The sequence below is a fragment of the Stenotrophomonas sp. CFBP8980 genome, assembly GCF_034046095.1.
Classification (GTDB): domain Bacteria; phylum Pseudomonadota; class Gammaproteobacteria; order Xanthomonadales; family Xanthomonadaceae; genus Stenotrophomonas; species Stenotrophomonas lacuserhaii.
This window is the reverse complement of the sequence record NZ_JAXCXF010000006.1, coordinates 78,225-94,343: the sequence shown is the minus strand read 5'-3', so window position 1 is coordinate 94,343 and position 16,119 is coordinate 78,225. Positions and strand designations below refer to the sequence as shown.

The window sequence follows — 16,119 nt, the reverse complement described above, 5'->3', positions numbered from 1 at the left end:
GGAGCCACCCGCCATGCGTACCCTGCTTGCCTGCGCCACCCTGATGCTGCTGCCGCTGTCCGCCCTGGCCAACGACGCACCCTGCAAGTTCACCGACAACCGTGACCTGAAGCTGGAACTGGCCGGTGCGAAGACCGTGGTGCTGGAGGTCAACCAGCATGACCTGCACGTGGTCGCCGGCAGCGGCCCGGCGCAGCTGTCCGGCCGGGCGTGTGCCTCCAGTGCCGACTGGCTGCGCGACCTGACCCTGACCCAGCAGCGCAGCGGCGACAAGCTGGTGGTCAGCCTGCGCCGCGAGGGCCAGCAGGGCATCGTGATCGGTGACAACTACGCGTGGCTGGACATCCGCGGCAGTGTGCCGGCCGATGTCATGGTGCAGCTGAAGGTCGGCTCCGGTGATGCGCATGTGGAAGGCGCGCGCTCGCTCAGCGTGGACGTGGGCTCCGGCGATGCCGATGTGCTGCGCACCCAGGGCAGCGTGCATGCCGCAGTCGGCTCCGGTGACCTGATGATCGACGGAGCCGACAGCCTGAATCTGCTGTCGGTGGGCTCTGGCGATGCAAAGGTATCCAACATCCGCCGCGACCTAACCGTTGGCAGCATCGGCTCAGGCGACCTGGAACTGCGCGATGTGGGTGGCAACGTTGCCATCCGCACCATCGGTTCCGGCGACGCCGACGCCCGCCAGGTGCGCGGTAACGTGGAGATCGGTGTGCTCGGCTCCGGCGATGTCGAACTGCGTGATGTCGGCGGCAACCTGCTGGTCGGCAGCCACGGCTCGGGCGGCATCCGGGTTGACGGCGTGGGCGGCAACCTGACCGTCCAGCGCAGTGGCAGCGGCGATGTCCGCCACAGCGGCGTGCGCGGCACCGTTACCCTTCCCCGCGGCAAGTAACCAGACAGACACACGGGAGAATCGACCATGAAGATGCGCATCCTGGTGTCCACCCTGTTGCTGGCCCTGCCGTTGGCGGCCTGTACCGACCAGGGCACCGACGCGGCCAAGTCCCTCAGCGATACCGGCAGCAGCATCGGCCGTTCGGTGCAGGAGGCCACCGACAAGGCCCGCAGGGAAATGAGCACCGGCAACTTCAAACTGTCGGTCGATGGCCTGCCGACCGCTGAAATCACCCCCGCGGGTGCCCTGCTGATCGAGGGCAAGGACGTGGTGACCACGCCCGCCCAACGCGCCCAGTTGCTGGAGTACCGCCACCAGGTGGAAGGCATCGCTCTGGCCGGCATGGACATCGGCGTGGCCGGCGCGAACCTGGGCGTCAAGGCCGCTGGCGAAGCGCTCAAAGGCGTGTTTTCCGGGCAGACCGAGGGCATCGAACAGCGTGTCAATGCCGAGGCGGACAAGCTCAAGGTCCAGGCCAAGGGGCTGTGTGACAAGCTGCCGGCCATGCTGGCGACCCAGCAGGCACTGGCGGCCTCGCTGCCTGCGTTCGCGCCGTACGCAACGATGGACCAGGCCGACGTGGACGGCTGCGACGAATGAGCGCACCCGGCCGTCGCCAGCGATCTGGCGGCGGCCGGCCCGCGCTGCGGGGATTACACTAACGCGCTCCCCCATTCCCGTGGACCGCCATGAAGAAGCTGTTCCTGCTGCTGGCCGCCCTGTCCTGCCTCGTGCTTGCCGGCTGCGACCAGGAGTACCGCAACCACCGCGTCGAACGCAGCAAACCGAAGATCACCGTCAGCGACAGCATGGTCACCGTGCGTCGTGCACCGGCGCCGAACATCATCATCCTGGCCAACGGCCATATGAAGGTCGATGAGATCGAAATCCCGCTGCGGGCCGACCAGCAGCAGATGCTGCAGCAGATGTTCGGCCACCTGCAGGTGCTGCGCCAGAACACCCTGGTCGACGCGCCGGCCGACCCGGACAGGAAGCCGGTGAAGATCGTGCCACCGGCAGGCAGCAACCCGATCCCGGCCGACCTGGTGCAGGTGATCCCGGAGTTCAAGGACTACACCGAAACCTTCGGCAACCTGCAGGCCGATCGTCGCTGAGGATCGTGGGTAGTGACGGCCGCTGGCCGTCACGCGGTTCCGTCCGGCCTATGTGTGGGTGACGACCGCTGGCCGTCACGCGGGTCCGTCCGGCATATCAACCGCGACCGGTAAACGGCCGTTTCGTTCGACGGGCTTCGGGGTTTTGTGCCGCGCTTTACGCGGTTGCCGACCAAGGTCGGCACTACGGAATTTCCGCGAACGCGGCAGAGTTCCGTGCAGTCCCACGGCATTTCCGCGGACGCGGGACGGTTGCGGGCCGTCCCGCGGCGCTTTTTTTGATCGTCGGTGGATCAGCCGCCGCTGCCGCCGCCTGCGTGGATGCCGCCGGCGGTGAGCGCCTTCGGATCCAGCAGCCGGCGCAGTTCGGCCTCGGCCAGGCCACTGTCCTCCAGCGCGATTTCCAGCACCGGGCGCTGCTCCTTGTAGGCACGCTTGGCGATCGCCGCGGCCTTCTCATAGCCGATGATCGGGTTCAGCGCGGTCACCAGGATCGGATTGCGGTCCAGCGCTTCGCGCACCCTGTCCTCGCGCACCTTCAGCCCGTCGATGGCGCTGTCCGCCAACAGCCGCGACACGTTGGCCAGCAGGGTGATGCTGTCCAGCAGGTTCACCGCGATCAGCGGCAGGGTCACGTTCAGCTGGAAATTGCCGGTCTGTCCGGCCACGGTGATCGCGGTGTGGTGGCCGATCACCTGCGCGCAGGCCATCACCGTCGCCTCCGGGATCACCGGGTTGACCTTGCCCGGCATGATCGAACTACCCGGCTGCAGGGCCGGCAGTTCGATCTCGCCCAGACCGGCCAGCGGACCGGCATTCATCCAGCGCAGGTCGTTGGCGATCTTGATCAGTGCCACCGCCAGCGCGTTGAGCTGGCCGGACATCTCCACCGCATCATCCTGCGCCGCCAGGCCTTCGAACTTGTTGGCGGCACTTTCGAACTTGACCCCGGTGCTGGCTTTCAGCGCCTTGGCCACGCGCACGCCGAAACGCGGATCCGCGTTGATGCCGGTGCCGATCGCGGTGCCGCCCAGCGGCAGCCGGCGCAGGCGCTTGAGGCTGTCGTCGAAGCGCTGCTGCGCCGAGGCAAGCTGCGCCGACCAGGCAGAGAACTCCTGCTCGAAGGTCAGCGGCATGGCGTCCATCAGGTGCGTACGCCCGGTCTTGACCACCTTGCGCAGGCTGCGCCCTTTGCGGTCGATGATCTTGCGCAGGTGCGCCAGCGCCGGCAGCAGGTCTTCCTGCGCGGCCAGTGCCGCCGACACGCGCAGGGCGGTCGGGATCACGTCGTTGGAACTCTGGCCCTGGTTGACGTGGTCGTTGGGATGCACCGGCGTGCGCCCGGCCTTGCCACCACGGTTGGCCCGCGTGGCGATGACCTCGTTGGCGTTCATGTTCGACGAGGTGCCCGAACCGGTCTGGTAGACATCGATCGGGAAATGCGCGTCCCACTCACCGGCGGCCACTTCGGCCGCAGCGCCCTGCACCGCCTTGGCGATGTTCCTGGGCAGGTGGCCGAGCTCTGCATTGACCCCCGCCGCCGCGCCCTTGACCAGGCCGAGGGCACGGATGAAGCCACGCGGCATGCGCTGGCCGGACACCGGGAAATTGTCCACTGCACGCTGGGTCTGCGCGCCCCACAGCGCATCGGCAGGCACCTGCAGCTCGCCCATGCTGTCATGTTCGGTCCGGAAACCGGGGGTGGAATTCGTGCTGGAACGCTTGCTCATCCGATCAACTCCGCATGCTTTCAGGGGGAAAGGGAAACTGCGGCTGGCATCGGGCAGGTTCCCCAGGCTGGCATCTGGTTTCAGGATACAGGGTCGTGACGGCCGCCGACCGTCACTTCGGCGCCGCTGCCGGTGTTTTCGACAGTCGAGCAGGCACGCCCCTACAATATGGCCCCCGCCGTCTCACAGCTGCCTGCCGACATGTCCGAATCCGCCCTGCTCGCCCTGTCCCCGCTCGATGGCCGTTATGCCGGCAAGGTCGATGCGCTGCGCCCGATTTTTTCCGAGTACGGACTGATCAAGGCCCGCATCACGGTGGAAGTGGAATGGCTGCTGGCCCTGGGCGCGGAGCCCGGCGTGATCGAACTGCCGGCCTTCTCTGCCTCCGCCACCGCGCGCCTGCGCGCGCTGGCCAAGGACTTCAGCCCGGCCCAGGCCGCGCGGGTGAAGGAGATCGAGCGCACCACCAACCATGACGTCAAGGCGGTGGAGTACTTCATCAAGGAACAGCTGAAGGACGATGCCGAACTGGCCCCGGCGCTGGAGTTCGTGCATTTCGCCTGCACCAGCGAAGACATCAACAACCTCAGCTACGGGCTGATGCTGGAGCAGGCCCGCCGCGAGGTGCTGCTGCCCACCTTGGATGGCATCGCCGCATCGCTGCGCTCGCTTGCCCACGCACAGGCTGCCCAGCCGATGCTGTCGCGCACGCATGGCCAGACCGCCTCGCCGACCACCCTGGGCAAGGAGCTGGCCAACGTGGTCGCCCGCCTGGAGCGCCAGCGCCGCCAACTGGCTGCGGTGGAGCTGACCGGCAAGATCAACGGTGCGGTGGGCAACTACAACGCGCACGTTTCCAGCTATCCGGACGTGGACTGGCCGACCTTCGCCCAGCGCTTCGTCGAAGGCCTGGGACTGGTGTTCAACCCGTACACCACCCAGATCGAACCGCACGACAACATCGCCGAGATCGGCGATGCCGCGCGCCGCGCCAACACCATCCTGATCGACCTGTCGCGCGATGTCTGGGGCTACATTTCGCTGGGTTACTTCAAGCAGCGCCTGAAGGAAGGCGAAGTCGGTTCCTCGACCATGCCGCACAAGGTCAACCCGATCGACTTCGAGAACGCAGAGGGCAACTTCGGCATCGCCAACGCCTTGTTCGAACATTTCAGCGCCAAGCTGCCGATCAGCCGCTGGCAGCGCGACCTGACCGATTCCACCGTGCTGCGCGCACTGGGCACGGCATTCGGTCACTCCCAGGTGGCACTGGATTCGCTGGCCAAGGGCATCGGCAAGCTGGAAGTGAACCCGCAGCGCCTGGATGCCGACCTGGACGCGGCATGGGAAGTGCTGGCCGAAGCCGTGCAGACCGTGATGCGCCGCCATGGCCTGCCCAACCCGTACGAGCAGCTGAAGGCACTGACCCGCGGCCAGGGCATCACCGCCGAGTCGATGCGTGCGTTCGTCGAATCGCTGGAGCTGCCGGCCGATGCCAAGCAGCACCTGCGCGAGCTGACCCCGGGTAGCTACGTCGGCTTGGCAGCCGAGCTCGCCCGCGCGGTGTAAGGGGGGGGGTTGCCGGGCTGCGCCCGGCACCTGCTTTTTCAAGCCGGAGCAACGTCAAAAGCCTGAGCTGCAGGGCTGCCTGTTGGCGGGGCGGGATGGGTTGGCGGGGGACGGCAGGAGCCGCTCCTGCGGGCCTCGTTTCGCGCCATCCATGGCGCTCAACGCCCCCGCCAACCCACCCCGCCCCACCTTCGACAGGTCCATGGCGGCCGTGGAACATGCGGTAGCGCCGACCCATGGTCGGCGGAATGTTCCACCCAACGGCCCGCTGCGCTCGCCGACCATTGGTCGGCGCTACCGCTTTTTCTTCTTCTTATTACGCGGGTGGCGGCGCCCGGAACCTGTCAGGGGGCCGGGCGGGGAGGCTGTGCGGGGCCTTGAGCGGCAGGAGCCGCGAAGAGCTACATGGACGTACTTGCGCGTGCCCCGCACAGCCTCCCCGCCCGGCCCACCCCAGATGCGGCTCTAGATCCCAGAGACACCCGCGAGGGGGTCCCACCGGTTCGACACCACCCCGTCCGAACGCGGACAATAGGCCATCAGCGGCTGCACAGGCCGCGCCCTGTCTCCGCTGCAAGGACCTCCCCCATGGCCGCACGCAAATCCGCTTCCACTGCCAAGACCTTCGCCATCGAAGTCCACGCCACCCCCGCCAAGCCGCTGGGCATGGACCCGGCGACCTTCCTGCGCGATTACTGGCAGAAGCGCCCGCTGCTGATCCGCAACGCCTTCGCCGGCTTCCAGAGCCCCGTGCAGCCCGAAGACCTCGCCGGGCTGGCCTGCGAAAACGGCGTGCTGGCGCGCCTGATCGAACATGACCGCAGCACCGACGGCTGGCGCGTGCGCACCGGCCCGTTCCAGGAATCGGTGTTTCCCGCCCTGCCGGAAAAAGACTGGACCCTGCTGGTGCAGGACGTGGACAAGTGGGACCCGGACGTGCGCGCGCTGATCGCGCACTTCGATTTCCTGCCGCGCTGGCGGATGGACGATGTGATGATCAGCTTCGCCGCCACCGGCGGCTCGGTCGGCGCCCACGTGGACCAGTACGACGTGTTCCTGCTGCAGGGCCAGGGCCATCGCCGTTGGCAGATCGATGCCAGCGAATCCACCAAGGGCAAGCGCCCGCCGCTGGATTTCCGCCCGGAGATCGAGCTCAAGCAGCTCACGAAATTCAAGCCCAGCCACGATTGGGTGCTGGCGCCGGGTGACATGCTGTACCTGCCGCCGAACGTGCCGCACAACGGCGTGGCCGAAGATGCCTGCCTGACCTTCTCCTTCGGCATGCGCGCACCGGCATCGGCCGAACTGATCAGTGATTACCTGGACACCCTGGTGGTGGATGCCGATGAAGGCATCCGCTACCAGGACCCCGACCTGAAGCTGCCGGAGGATCCGAACGAGATCGACGTGGCGGCGATGAACCGCGTCGTGGCCGCGCTCAATGCCATCCGCATGAACGACCCGGACAAGCTGGGCGACTGGTTCGGCCGCTTCATCACCACCTACCGCGCCGCCGGCGAAGTGATGCCGAGCGGCCCGGCGCCGTCGCTGGACGAGGTCGACCACGCCCTGGCCAACGGCCTGCTGCTGGAACGCCATCCCTGGGCGCGCCTGGCCTGGCGGCGTGCCAAGCGTGGCGCCAGCCTGTACTGCAGCGGGCTGGACCTGGCGGTGTCGGTCAAGGATGCGCAGCGCATCGCCGCCGCCGAGCGGCTTGAGCTGTCGGCATGGAACGGCCTGACCGCCAAGGGTCGGCAGGCCCTGCAGGAACTGATGGTGTTGGGCTTCTACCAGCTGACCGATCCCGCTGCCGAGGACGACGTGGAAGAGGTGCTGGATGCCGACGCGGAGATCGTGATCGCGCGGGATACCGTGGACACCATCGAGGTCGATGACTTTTCCGATGACGTGCGCGAAGTGAATGTGCATGAGGACGGCGTGGAAGTGGTGGTCAGCTTCGACGAGGAGGACGAAGAGGACGAGCCGGAGGACGGCGCCGGCCAGCGCCGCCACTGAACATGGCCGCCTTCAGCGTTCAGCGGGCCGACCACGCCGCGCACCACGCGGCCATCCACGGCGTGCGCCAGCAGGTATTCGTGGTCGAACAGGGCGTGCCGGCCGAGCTCGAGCGCGATGCGTTGGATCCGGTCTGCACCCACGTGCTGGCACGCGATGCAGACGGGACGCCGATCGGTACCGGACGGCTGTTGCCCGATGGCCGCATCGGGCGCATGGCGGTGCTGGCGGCATGGCGCAGCCGGGGCGTCGGCGAGGCCATGCTGGAGGAGCTGGTGCGTGCCGCCGCAGCGGCCGGGCTGCCGCACGTGCACCTGCATGCCCAGCTCCCGGCAACGGATTTCTACGCGCGCCAGGGTTTCATTACCGAAGGCGGACACTTCGAAGAGGCCGGCATCGCGCACGTTCAGATGCGCCGCACGCTCGGCGCCGCCGCGGCCATCGAAGGGCTGCAGGCCGCCGTGGCGGTGACCACCGCGGTCATCCACCGGGCGCGCCGACGGCTGTGGATCCACAGCCGCCAGCTGGATCCCGGCCTGTTGGATGCCGCTCCCGTACAGGCGGCCTTGCGCCGCTTCGCCACCCGTGCGCACGACAAGCAGCTGCGGGTCATCGTGCATGATGCCGCCGCGGTCCAGGCCGCAGGTGCGCCGCTGCTGGCCCTGCTGCAGCGCCTGCCCAGCGTGGTCCAGGTCCGCCAGGTGAGCGATCCGGTTGACCGGGCGCTGGCCTCGGCCGGCATCGCCAATGATGCAGGCGACTACTACTTTCGTCTGATGGGACATCGCCTCGAGGGCGAGGCCGGCATCGCACTGCCTTCACGTTCGCAGCCGCTGGAGCAGCAATTGCAGCGCGTCTGGGACCGTTCGCGCGATTGCAGCGAGCTGCGCGCCCTCGGCATCTGAGCCCGCCGGCCCCGCGCAACCTGTCTGGCAGCGACACCGGGGGCCCCGATCGCGTCGCTGCAACGCCCCTTCCCCGGCGGATGGGGGTACAATTTGGGTGTTTGAACGCGCCCGTGCATGGCTATTCATCCAGTCGGCCGGGTACTTCCAGAGCCCTACCCCACAAAGCGAATAATCACTCTCCATCGTGGACAATCTACTGAAGCAGTTTGCGCAGTCATCGCAGCTCGCCGGCGGCAACGCCTCCTATGTCGAGGACCTGTACGAGCAGTACCTCGTCTCCCCGGACAGTGTCGATCCCAAATGGAAGGCCTACTTCGACGGCTTCCAGGGCCGTGAAGCGGGTGACATTCCGCACTCGGGCGTCATCGCGCACATCGCCGACGCCGCCAAGGGCGCGCTGAAGAGTGGCACCGGCGAAGGGGCCGGCGACGAGCGCGAGCGCAATGTCGGCCGCCTGATCACCGCCTACCGTTCGCGTGGCCACCTCGGTGCCCGCCTGGATCCGCTCGGCCTTGCCGAACCGACCAACCCGCCGGACCTGGGCCTGCCGTTCCACAGCCTGTCCGATGCCGATCTGAACGCCGAGTTCAGCACCGGCGGCGTGGGTGGCCAGCCGCGCATGAAGCTGCGCGACCTGCTGGCGCGCCTGAAAGCGACCTACACCGGATCGATCGGCGCGGAGTTCATGCACATCTCCGAAGTCGAGCAGCGCCAGTGGATATACAGGAAGCTCGAACTCGCCGGTGGCGATTACGCGCTGGATGCCGATACCAAGCGCCGCACGCTGGAACGGCTGACCGCAGCCGAAGGCCTGGAACGCTACCTGCACACCAAGTACGTGGGCCAGAAGCGCTTCTCGCTGGAAGGCGGCGATTCGCTGATCCCGATGATGGACACCATCATCCGTGACGCCGGCAAGGACGGGGTCAAGGACGTGGTGATCGGCATGGCCCACCGCGGCCGCCTCAACGTGCTGGTCAATACGCTGGGCAAGAATCCGCGCAAGCTGTTCGACGAGTTCGAAGGCAAGTTCGAGCACGACAACCACGCCTCCGCAGGCGATGTGAAGTACCACATGGGCTTCTCGGCCGACGTCAGCACCGACGGCGGCCCGGTGCACCTGGCGCTGGCCTTCAATCCCTCGCACCTTGAAATCGCCGATCCGGTGGTTGCCGGTTCGGTGCGCTCGCGCCAGGAGCGCCGCAGCGATACCGCGCGCAAGCAGGTGATGCCGATCCTGATCCACGGCGATGCCGCGTTTGCCGGCCAGGGCGTGGTGATGGAGCTGTTCCAGATGTCGCAGGCGCGCGGTTTCGCCGTCGGCGGCACGGTCCACATCGTGGTCAACAACCAGGTCGGCTTCACCACGTCCAACCCGGAAGATTCGCGCTCCACGCTGTATTGCACCGACGTGGCCAAGATGATCGCCGCGCCGGTGTTCCATGTGAACGGCGATGACCCGGAAGCGGTGGTGTTCGCCGCCAAGCTGGCCTTCGAGTTCCGGCAGAAGTTCGCCAAGGATGTGGTCATCGACCTGATGTGCTACCGCCGTTGGGGCCACAACGAGGCCGACGAACCGGCGATCACCCAGCCGCTGATGTACCAGGTGATCCGCAAGCACAAGACCACCCGCGAGATGTACGCCGAGCAGCTTGAACAGGCCGGCGTGATCGAATCCGGTGCCGGCAAGGCACTGGTGGATGGCTACCGCGTGAAGCTGGACAGCGGCGAGTACACCACCGAGCTGGCCACCGTGGAAAAGACCCCGCCGACCAGCCCGCTGTTCGTGGATTGGCCCAAGCTGCTGGACGGCAAGCTGTCGGACACGATCAGCACCGCCGTCGGCATGGAAAAGCTGACCTCGCTGGCCAAGCAGATCACCACCATTCCGGACACCGTGCAGGTGCATTCGCGCGTGGCCAAGGTGTACGAGGACCGCCGCAAGATGGCGGCCGGCGAAATCCCGGGCGACTGGGGCTTTGCCGAGAACCTCGCCTACGCCACCCTGCTGGACGAAGGCCACCGCCTGCGCCTGGTCGGCCAGGACGTCGGCCGCGGTACGTTCACCCACCGCCACGCGATCCTGCACGACCAGAACACCGACCAGTACTACCTGCCGCTGCGCGAGCTGGTGGATTCGCCGGAGAAGGCCACCATCATCGATTCGCTGCTCAGCGAAGAAGCGGTGATGGCCTTCGAGTACGGCTTCTCCACCACCGACCCGGGCACCCTGTGCATCTGGGAAGGCCAGTTCGGCGACTTCGCCAACGGCGCGCAGGTGGTCATCGACCAGTTCATCGCCGCCGGTGAAGCCAAGTGGGGCCGCCTGACCGGGCTGACCCTGCTGCTGCCGCACGGTTACGAAGGGCAGGGTCCGGAACACAGCTCGGCGCGCCTTGAGCGCTTCCTGCAGCTTTGCGCGCTGGAGAACATGCTGGTGGTGGTCCCGTCCACCCCGGCGCAGGCGTTCCACATGCTGCGTCGCCAGCAGCACCTGACCACCCGCAAGCCGCTGGTGGTGATGTCGCCGAAGTCGCTGCTGCGCCACAAGCTGGCCGTGTCGACGCTGGAAGAGCTGGCCAATGGCGAGTTCCAGCACCTGATCGGCGACGCCAAGGCCGACCCGAAGAAGGTCAAGCGCGTGGTGCTGTGCTCGGGCAAGGTCTACTACGACCTGCTGGAAGACCAGACCAAGCGTGGCCAGGACGACGTGGCGATCATCCGCGTGGAGCAGCTGTATCCGTTCCCGCGCGCGCTGCTGGCTGCCGAACTGAAGAAGTACGGCAAGGCCACCGACGTGGTGTGGACGCAGGAAGAGCCGCAGAACCAGGGCGCGTGGTACCAGATCCGCCACCACCTGCAGTTCTGCGTCGCCGATGGCCAGAACCTCCATTACGCGGGTCGCGCGCGTTCGGCATCGCCGGCCGCCGGCCACATGGCTGACCATGTCATCGAGCAGCAGAAGCTGGTCGCCGATGCCCTGGTCAACCCGTTCGACGACTCGGTCGCCGAATAACCCTCCCCTATTCCAGAAATACGAACCCAGGAAGCTCCCGCATGGCCACCGAAGTCAAAGTCCCGGTTTTGCCCGAATCCGTCTCCGACGGCACCATCGCCACCTGGCACAAGAAGGTCGGCGACGCCGTCAAGCGTGACGAGAATCTGGTTGACCTGGAGACCGACAAGGTCGTTCTGGAAGTCCCGTCGACCGTCGACGGCGTGCTGAAGGAAATCAAGTTCCAGGAAGGCGACACGGTCACCAGCGCCCAGGTGCTGGCGATCATCGAGGAAGGCGCGGTGGCTGAAGCCGCTGCGCCGGCCCCGGCCGCTGAAGAGAAGAAGGCTGAAGCCGCACCGGCGCAGGCCACCGAGGCACCGAAGGCCGCTGCCGCTGCCCCGGCCGCATCGAAGTCGGCTGCCGATTCGCTGCCCCCGGGCGCCCGCTTCTCGGCGATCACCGAAGGCGTGAACCCGGCCGACGTGGACGGCACCGGCCGTCGCGGCGCGGTGACCAAGGAAGACATCGTCAACTACGCCCGCAACGGCGGCGCCGGCAAGGCCGGTGGTGCGCGTCCGGAAGAACGCGTGCCGATGACCCGCATGCGCAAGCGCATCGCCGACCGCCTGATGGAATCCAAGAACAGCACCGCGATGCTGACCACCTTCAACGAGGTCAACCTCGCCAAGGTGTCGGCCGCGCGCAAGGAGCTGCAGGAAGAGTTCCAGAAGGCCCACGGGATCAAGCTCGGATTCATGAGCTTCTTCGTCAAGGCCGCTGCCAACGCGCTGCAGCGCTTCCCGCTGGTCAATGCATCGGTCGACGGCAGCGACGTGATCTATCACGGCTACTCGGACATCTCCATCGCCGTGTCCACCGACAAGGGCCTGGTGACGCCGGTGCTGCGCAACGTTGAACGCCAGTCGTTCGCCGACATCGAAAAGGGCATCGCCGACTACGCCAAGAAAGCGCGTGACGGCAAGCTGGGCCTGGACGACCTGCAGGGCGGCACCTTCACCGTGACCAACGGCGGCACCTTCGGTTCACTGCTGTCCACCCCGATCATCAACCCGCCGCAGAGCGCCATCCTGGGCATGCACGCGATCAAGGAACGTCCGATCGCCGAAAACGGCCAGGTCGTGATCGCGCCGATGATGTACCTGGCGCTGTCCTACGACCACCGCATCATCGACGGCAAGGATTCGGTGCAGTTCCTGGTGGACATCAAGAACCAGCTGGAAAACCCGGGCCGCATGCTGTTCGGCCTGTAAGACCCGCCGACCCCTCCCGCCCGCGGGAGGGGTCTGTCGTTCCGGGGCATGGCCAACGGCCCTCCCCGCCTCCCGGCGCACTGCGCCACCGGCCCGCTTGCACGGGTCGAGGAATGCATCAAGGACTCTCAAATGGCTGAACAATTCGACGTCGTCGTCATCGGTGCCGGCCCGGCCGGCTACCACGCCGCCATCCGTGCCGCCCAGCTGGGCCTGAAGACGGCCTGCATCGACGCCGCGCTGGGCAAGGACGGCAAGCCCGCCCTCGGCGGCACCTGCCTGCGCGTGGGCTGCATCCCGTCCAAGGCGCTGCTGGACTCCTCGCGCCAGTACTGGAACATGGGCCACATCTTCGGCGACCACGGCATCAGCTTCAAGGACGCCAAGATGGACGTCGAAGCGATGGTTGGCCGCAAGGACAAGATCGTCAAGCAGTTCACCGGTGGCATCGCCATGCTGTTCAAGGCGAACAAGGTGGCCGCGTATTACGGCTTCGGCGAACTGCAGAAGGACAACGTGGTCAAGGTGACCCAGCACGATGGTTCGATCGTCGAGCTGAAGGGCACCAACGTGATCATCGCCGCCGGTTCGGATTCGATCGAACTGCCGTTCGCCAGGTTCGACGGTGAGACCATCGTCGACAACGTCGGCGGCCTGGACTTCACCGAAGTCCCCAAGCGCCTGGCCGTGATCGGCGCCGGCGTGATCGGCCTGGAACTGGGCAGCGTGTGGAAGCGCCTCGGCGCCGAAGTCACCATCCTGGAAGCACTGCCGGACTTCCTGGCCGCCGCCGATGCCGAAGTGGGCAAGGTCGCGCTGAAGGAGTTCAAGAAGCAGGGCCTGGACATCAAGCTGGGCGCCAAGGTGTCCAAGGCTGAAGTCACCGGCAAGGGCAAGAAGGCCGAAGTCGCGCTGACCTACACCGACGGCGAAGGCGAGAAGTCGCTGGTCGTGGACAAGCTGCTGGTGGCCGTCGGCCGTCGCGCCGCCACCAAGGGCCTGCTGGCCGAAGGCACGGGCGTCAAGATCAACGAGCGTGGCCAGATCGAAGTGGACGCGCATTGCCACACCGGCGTCAACGGCGTGTGGGCGGTCGGTGACTGCGTGCGCGGCCCGATGCTGGCGCACAAGGGCTTCGAGGAAGGCATCGCGGTTGCCGAGCTGATCGCCGGCCTGCCGGGCCACGTCAACTTCGACACCATTCCGTGGGTCATCTACACCGAGCCGGAGCTGGCCTGGGTCGGCAAGACCGAGCAGCAGCTGAAGGCCGAAGGCATTCCGTACAAGGCCGGCAGCTTCCCGTTCGCCGCCAACGGGCGTGCGGTAGCGATGATCGAGCCGAGCGGCTTCGTCAAGGTGCTGGCGCATGCCGAAACCGATCGCATCCTGGGCATGCACCTGGTGGGCGCGAACGTGTCCGAACTGGTGCACGAAGGCGTGCTGACCATGGAGTTCAGCGGTTCGGCCGATGACCTGGCACGCATCTGCCACGCGCATCCGTCGCTGTCCGAAGTGGTGCACGACGCGGCAATGGCCGTGAGCAAGCGCGCGATCCACAAGGCGAACTGATATCGCCCTGCGGTAGTGACGGCCGCTGGCCGTCACGCCTGCAACCGAAAAACCCCGCCAAGGCGGGGTTTTTTGTTGCGCCGTTGCTTCATGCGGTCTGCGGCCGCCCTCCTCCCAGCAGCCTGGCCGGCAGCATCAACACTGCGCCGAGGAAAGCAAACAACGCCGAGAAGGTCACCCCGACCAGCCGGAACGGCAGGCTCAGCAGCCACACGAACGGCCATGCCAGCAGGGCGAGGATCGCCAACGGCCAGCACAGCACGAACAGCAGGCACCACACACCCAGCGCGAACAAGGTCTTCATGACAGTCTCCCTGGCGGCGCCGTGCCGCCCTGGGGGTCATACTTGCTGCCGGACTGCGGCCCCGCAACGGGTTTGCGACGAAACCGGGGATAGGGCGACCAACAGCCGGGGCATGACGGCCAGCGGCCGTCACTACCCGTTGCAACCGCCGTTACTCGAACGAACCCACCGAGTCATGGGACAGGTTGTCGAAGCGGGTGTACTCGCCGAAGAACTTCAGCTTGCACGAGCCGGTGGGGCCACCACGGTGCTTGCCGATGATGATCTCGGCCAGGCCCTTGTCCGGCGAGTTTTCCTTGTTGTAATAATCGTCGCGGTAGATGAAGACGATCATGTCCGCATCCTGCTCGATAGCGCCGGATTCGCGAAGATCGGCCATCACCGGGCGCTTGTCGGTACGCGTTTCCAGCGAGCGGTTGAGCTGGGACAGCGCGATCACCGGCACGTTGAGTTCCTTGGCCAGGCCCTTCAGGCCGCGCGAGATCTCGGAGATTTCCGTGGCGCGGTTTTCGCTGTTGCCCGGCACGCTCATCAGCTGCAGGTAGTCGATCACGATCAGGCCCAAGTCGTGCTCGCGCTTCAGGCGGCGGCACTTGGAACGCAGGATCTCCGGCGACACGCCCGGCGTATCGTCGATGAAGATCTTGGTTTCCTTCAGCATGCGGATCGCGCCGGTGACCCGGCTCCAGTCCTCGTCTTCCAGCTGGCCGGTACGCAGCCGCTGGGCGTTGATGCGGCCATTGGAGGAGATCAAGCGCATCGCCAGCTGCGAGGCCGACATTTCCATCGAGAAGATCGCCACGCCCTTCTTCGACTTGATCGCCGCGTACTCGGCGATGTTCAGCGCCAGGGTGGTCTTGCCCATCGCCGGACGGGCCGCCAGGATGATCAGATCGGTCGGCTGCAGGCCGGCGGTCATCGCATCGAAATCGTTGTAGCCGGTCGGCAGGCCGGTGATGTTGCCGCCGTTCTCGAAACGGTTGCGCAGCTCTTCGAAGGCATCCTTCAAGGCACCGGGCATCGCCACGAAATCGGTGCGCCCGCGCGCGCCCTGTTCGGCGATGGCGAACACCGATTTTTCCGCGCTGGCGAGCAGTTCGCTGCTCTCGCGTCCTTCGGGCTGGAAACCATCGTTGACGATGTCCGTGCCGACCTGGATCAACTGGCGCAGCACGGCCTTGTCACGCACGATTTCCGCATAGGCCACGATGTTCGCCGCCGACGGCGTGGTGCTGGCCAGCTCGATCAGGTACGCACCATCGCCGACCAGCTCCATCTTCCCCTGCGATTCGAACCATTCGCCCAGGGTCACCGCATCGAACGGACGATCACGCTCGGACAGCTCCCGGATCGCACGGTAGATCATCTGGTGGTCGCGACGGTAGAAATCGACGTCGTTCAACTGGTCGTTGACGCGGTCGAACGCGTCCGGCGCCAGCATCAGGCCACCCAGCACCGCCTGCTCGGCTTCGACCGAATGCGGCGGCACGCGCAGGGAATCAATGCGCGATTCATCGCGTTCGAAGCGATCGGAACGCTCCCTGCGGTCGGACTTGAAGCCGGAACGAGCAGCCATGCGGCGGAATTTCCTACAGAAGTGGCGAGATCAGTGTAGGCACGCGGGCCACCCTGCCGCCATGGACAAGCCTGTGGATAAGCCGTGGAGAAACGGGGGATATCCGCCAATGCCCGGCCAGCGTGGCGCGGAGGCGTCGCACTACCTGCGACAGGCGCCGTTGCG

12 protein-coding genes are annotated in these 16,119 nt (G+C 66.5%); 9 read left to right on the top strand and 3 right to left on the bottom strand.

Annotation, left to right across the window (positions count from 1 at the left end):
• The first annotated feature begins 13 nt into the window (after positions 1 to 13).
• The 3 genes from SOM47_RS13430 to SOM47_RS13420 all read left to right on the top strand — a co-directional run bounded on the left by SOM47_RS13430 (position 14) and on the right by SOM47_RS13420 (position 2,013).
• Complete coding sequence (locus SOM47_RS13430; RefSeq protein ID WP_192083372.1) at positions 14 to 895, top strand: DUF4097 family beta strand repeat-containing protein; 882 nt, start codon at positions 14 to 16, stop codon at positions 893 to 895.
• 27 nt (positions 896 to 922) lie between these two features.
• Positions 923 to 1,498, top strand: coding sequence for a hypothetical protein (locus SOM47_RS13425; protein WP_192083371.1), 576 nt, complete (start codon positions 923 to 925; stop codon positions 1,496 to 1,498).
• Between the two features lie 89 nt (positions 1,499 to 1,587).
• Positions 1,588 to 2,013: a hypothetical protein gene (locus tag SOM47_RS13420; protein WP_042615505.1), complete on the top strand. Its 426-nt coding sequence runs from the start codon at positions 1,588 to 1,590 to the stop codon at positions 2,011 to 2,013.
• A 293-nt stretch (positions 2,014 to 2,306) separates the two neighbouring features.
• Here SOM47_RS13420 and SOM47_RS13415 read toward each other — a convergent pair whose 3' ends face one another.
• Positions 2,307 to 3,743, bottom strand: coding sequence for a class II fumarate hydratase (locus SOM47_RS13415; RefSeq protein WP_320505856.1), 1,437 nt, complete (start codon positions 3,741 to 3,743; stop codon positions 2,307 to 2,309).
• A 201-nt stretch (positions 3,744 to 3,944) separates the two neighbouring features.
• On the opposite strand from SOM47_RS13415, the gene purB reads away from it, so the two are divergent.
• The 6 genes from purB to lpdA all read left to right on the top strand — a co-directional run bounded on the left by purB (position 3,945) and on the right by lpdA (position 14,074).
• Entirely contained in the window at positions 3,945 to 5,312 is a 1,368-nt protein-coding gene (gene purB / locus SOM47_RS13410; RefSeq protein ID WP_320505855.1) for an adenylosuccinate lyase, read from the top strand.
• Between the two features lie 588 nt (positions 5,313 to 5,900).
• Positions 5,901 to 7,328, top strand: coding sequence for a ribosomal protein uL16 3-hydroxylase (locus SOM47_RS13405; RefSeq protein WP_320505854.1), 1,428 nt, complete (start codon positions 5,901 to 5,903; stop codon positions 7,326 to 7,328).
• Between the two features lie 2 nt (positions 7,329 to 7,330).
• Complete coding sequence (locus SOM47_RS13400) at positions 7,331 to 8,233, top strand: GNAT family N-acetyltransferase (protein ID WP_320505853.1); 903 nt, start codon at positions 7,331 to 7,333, stop codon at positions 8,231 to 8,233.
• 187 nt (positions 8,234 to 8,420) lie between these two features.
• A complete protein-coding gene (locus SOM47_RS13395) occupies positions 8,421 to 11,252 on the top strand; it encodes a 2-oxoglutarate dehydrogenase E1 component (RefSeq protein WP_320505852.1) in 2,832 nt (943 codons plus the stop codon).
• Between the two features lie 41 nt (positions 11,253 to 11,293).
• Entirely contained in the window at positions 11,294 to 12,505 is a 1,212-nt protein-coding gene (sucB, locus tag SOM47_RS13390; RefSeq protein ID WP_182656755.1) for a dihydrolipoyllysine-residue succinyltransferase, read from the top strand.
• Positions 12,506 to 12,637: 132 nt separating this feature from the next.
• A complete protein-coding gene (gene lpdA / locus SOM47_RS13385) occupies positions 12,638 to 14,074 on the top strand; it encodes a dihydrolipoyl dehydrogenase (protein WP_042615384.1) in 1,437 nt (478 codons plus the stop codon).
• An 88-nt stretch (positions 14,075 to 14,162) separates the two neighbouring features.
• On the opposite strand, the gene SOM47_RS13380 is transcribed toward lpdA, so the two are convergent.
• Both SOM47_RS13380 and SOM47_RS13375 read right to left on the bottom strand, forming a co-directional pair.
• Positions 14,163 to 14,378 carry a hypothetical protein gene (locus tag SOM47_RS13380; RefSeq protein ID WP_101098542.1) on the bottom strand — a complete coding sequence of 72 codons (216 nt, stop codon included), beginning with the start codon at positions 14,376 to 14,378 and terminating at the stop codon, positions 14,163 to 14,165.
• 151 nt (positions 14,379 to 14,529) lie between these two features.
• On the bottom strand, positions 14,530 to 15,954 hold the full coding sequence (locus tag SOM47_RS13375; RefSeq protein ID WP_042615386.1) for a replicative DNA helicase: 1,425 nt from the start codon (positions 15,952 to 15,954) through the stop codon (positions 14,530 to 14,532).
• Positions 15,955 to 16,119 lie beyond the last annotated feature (165 nt).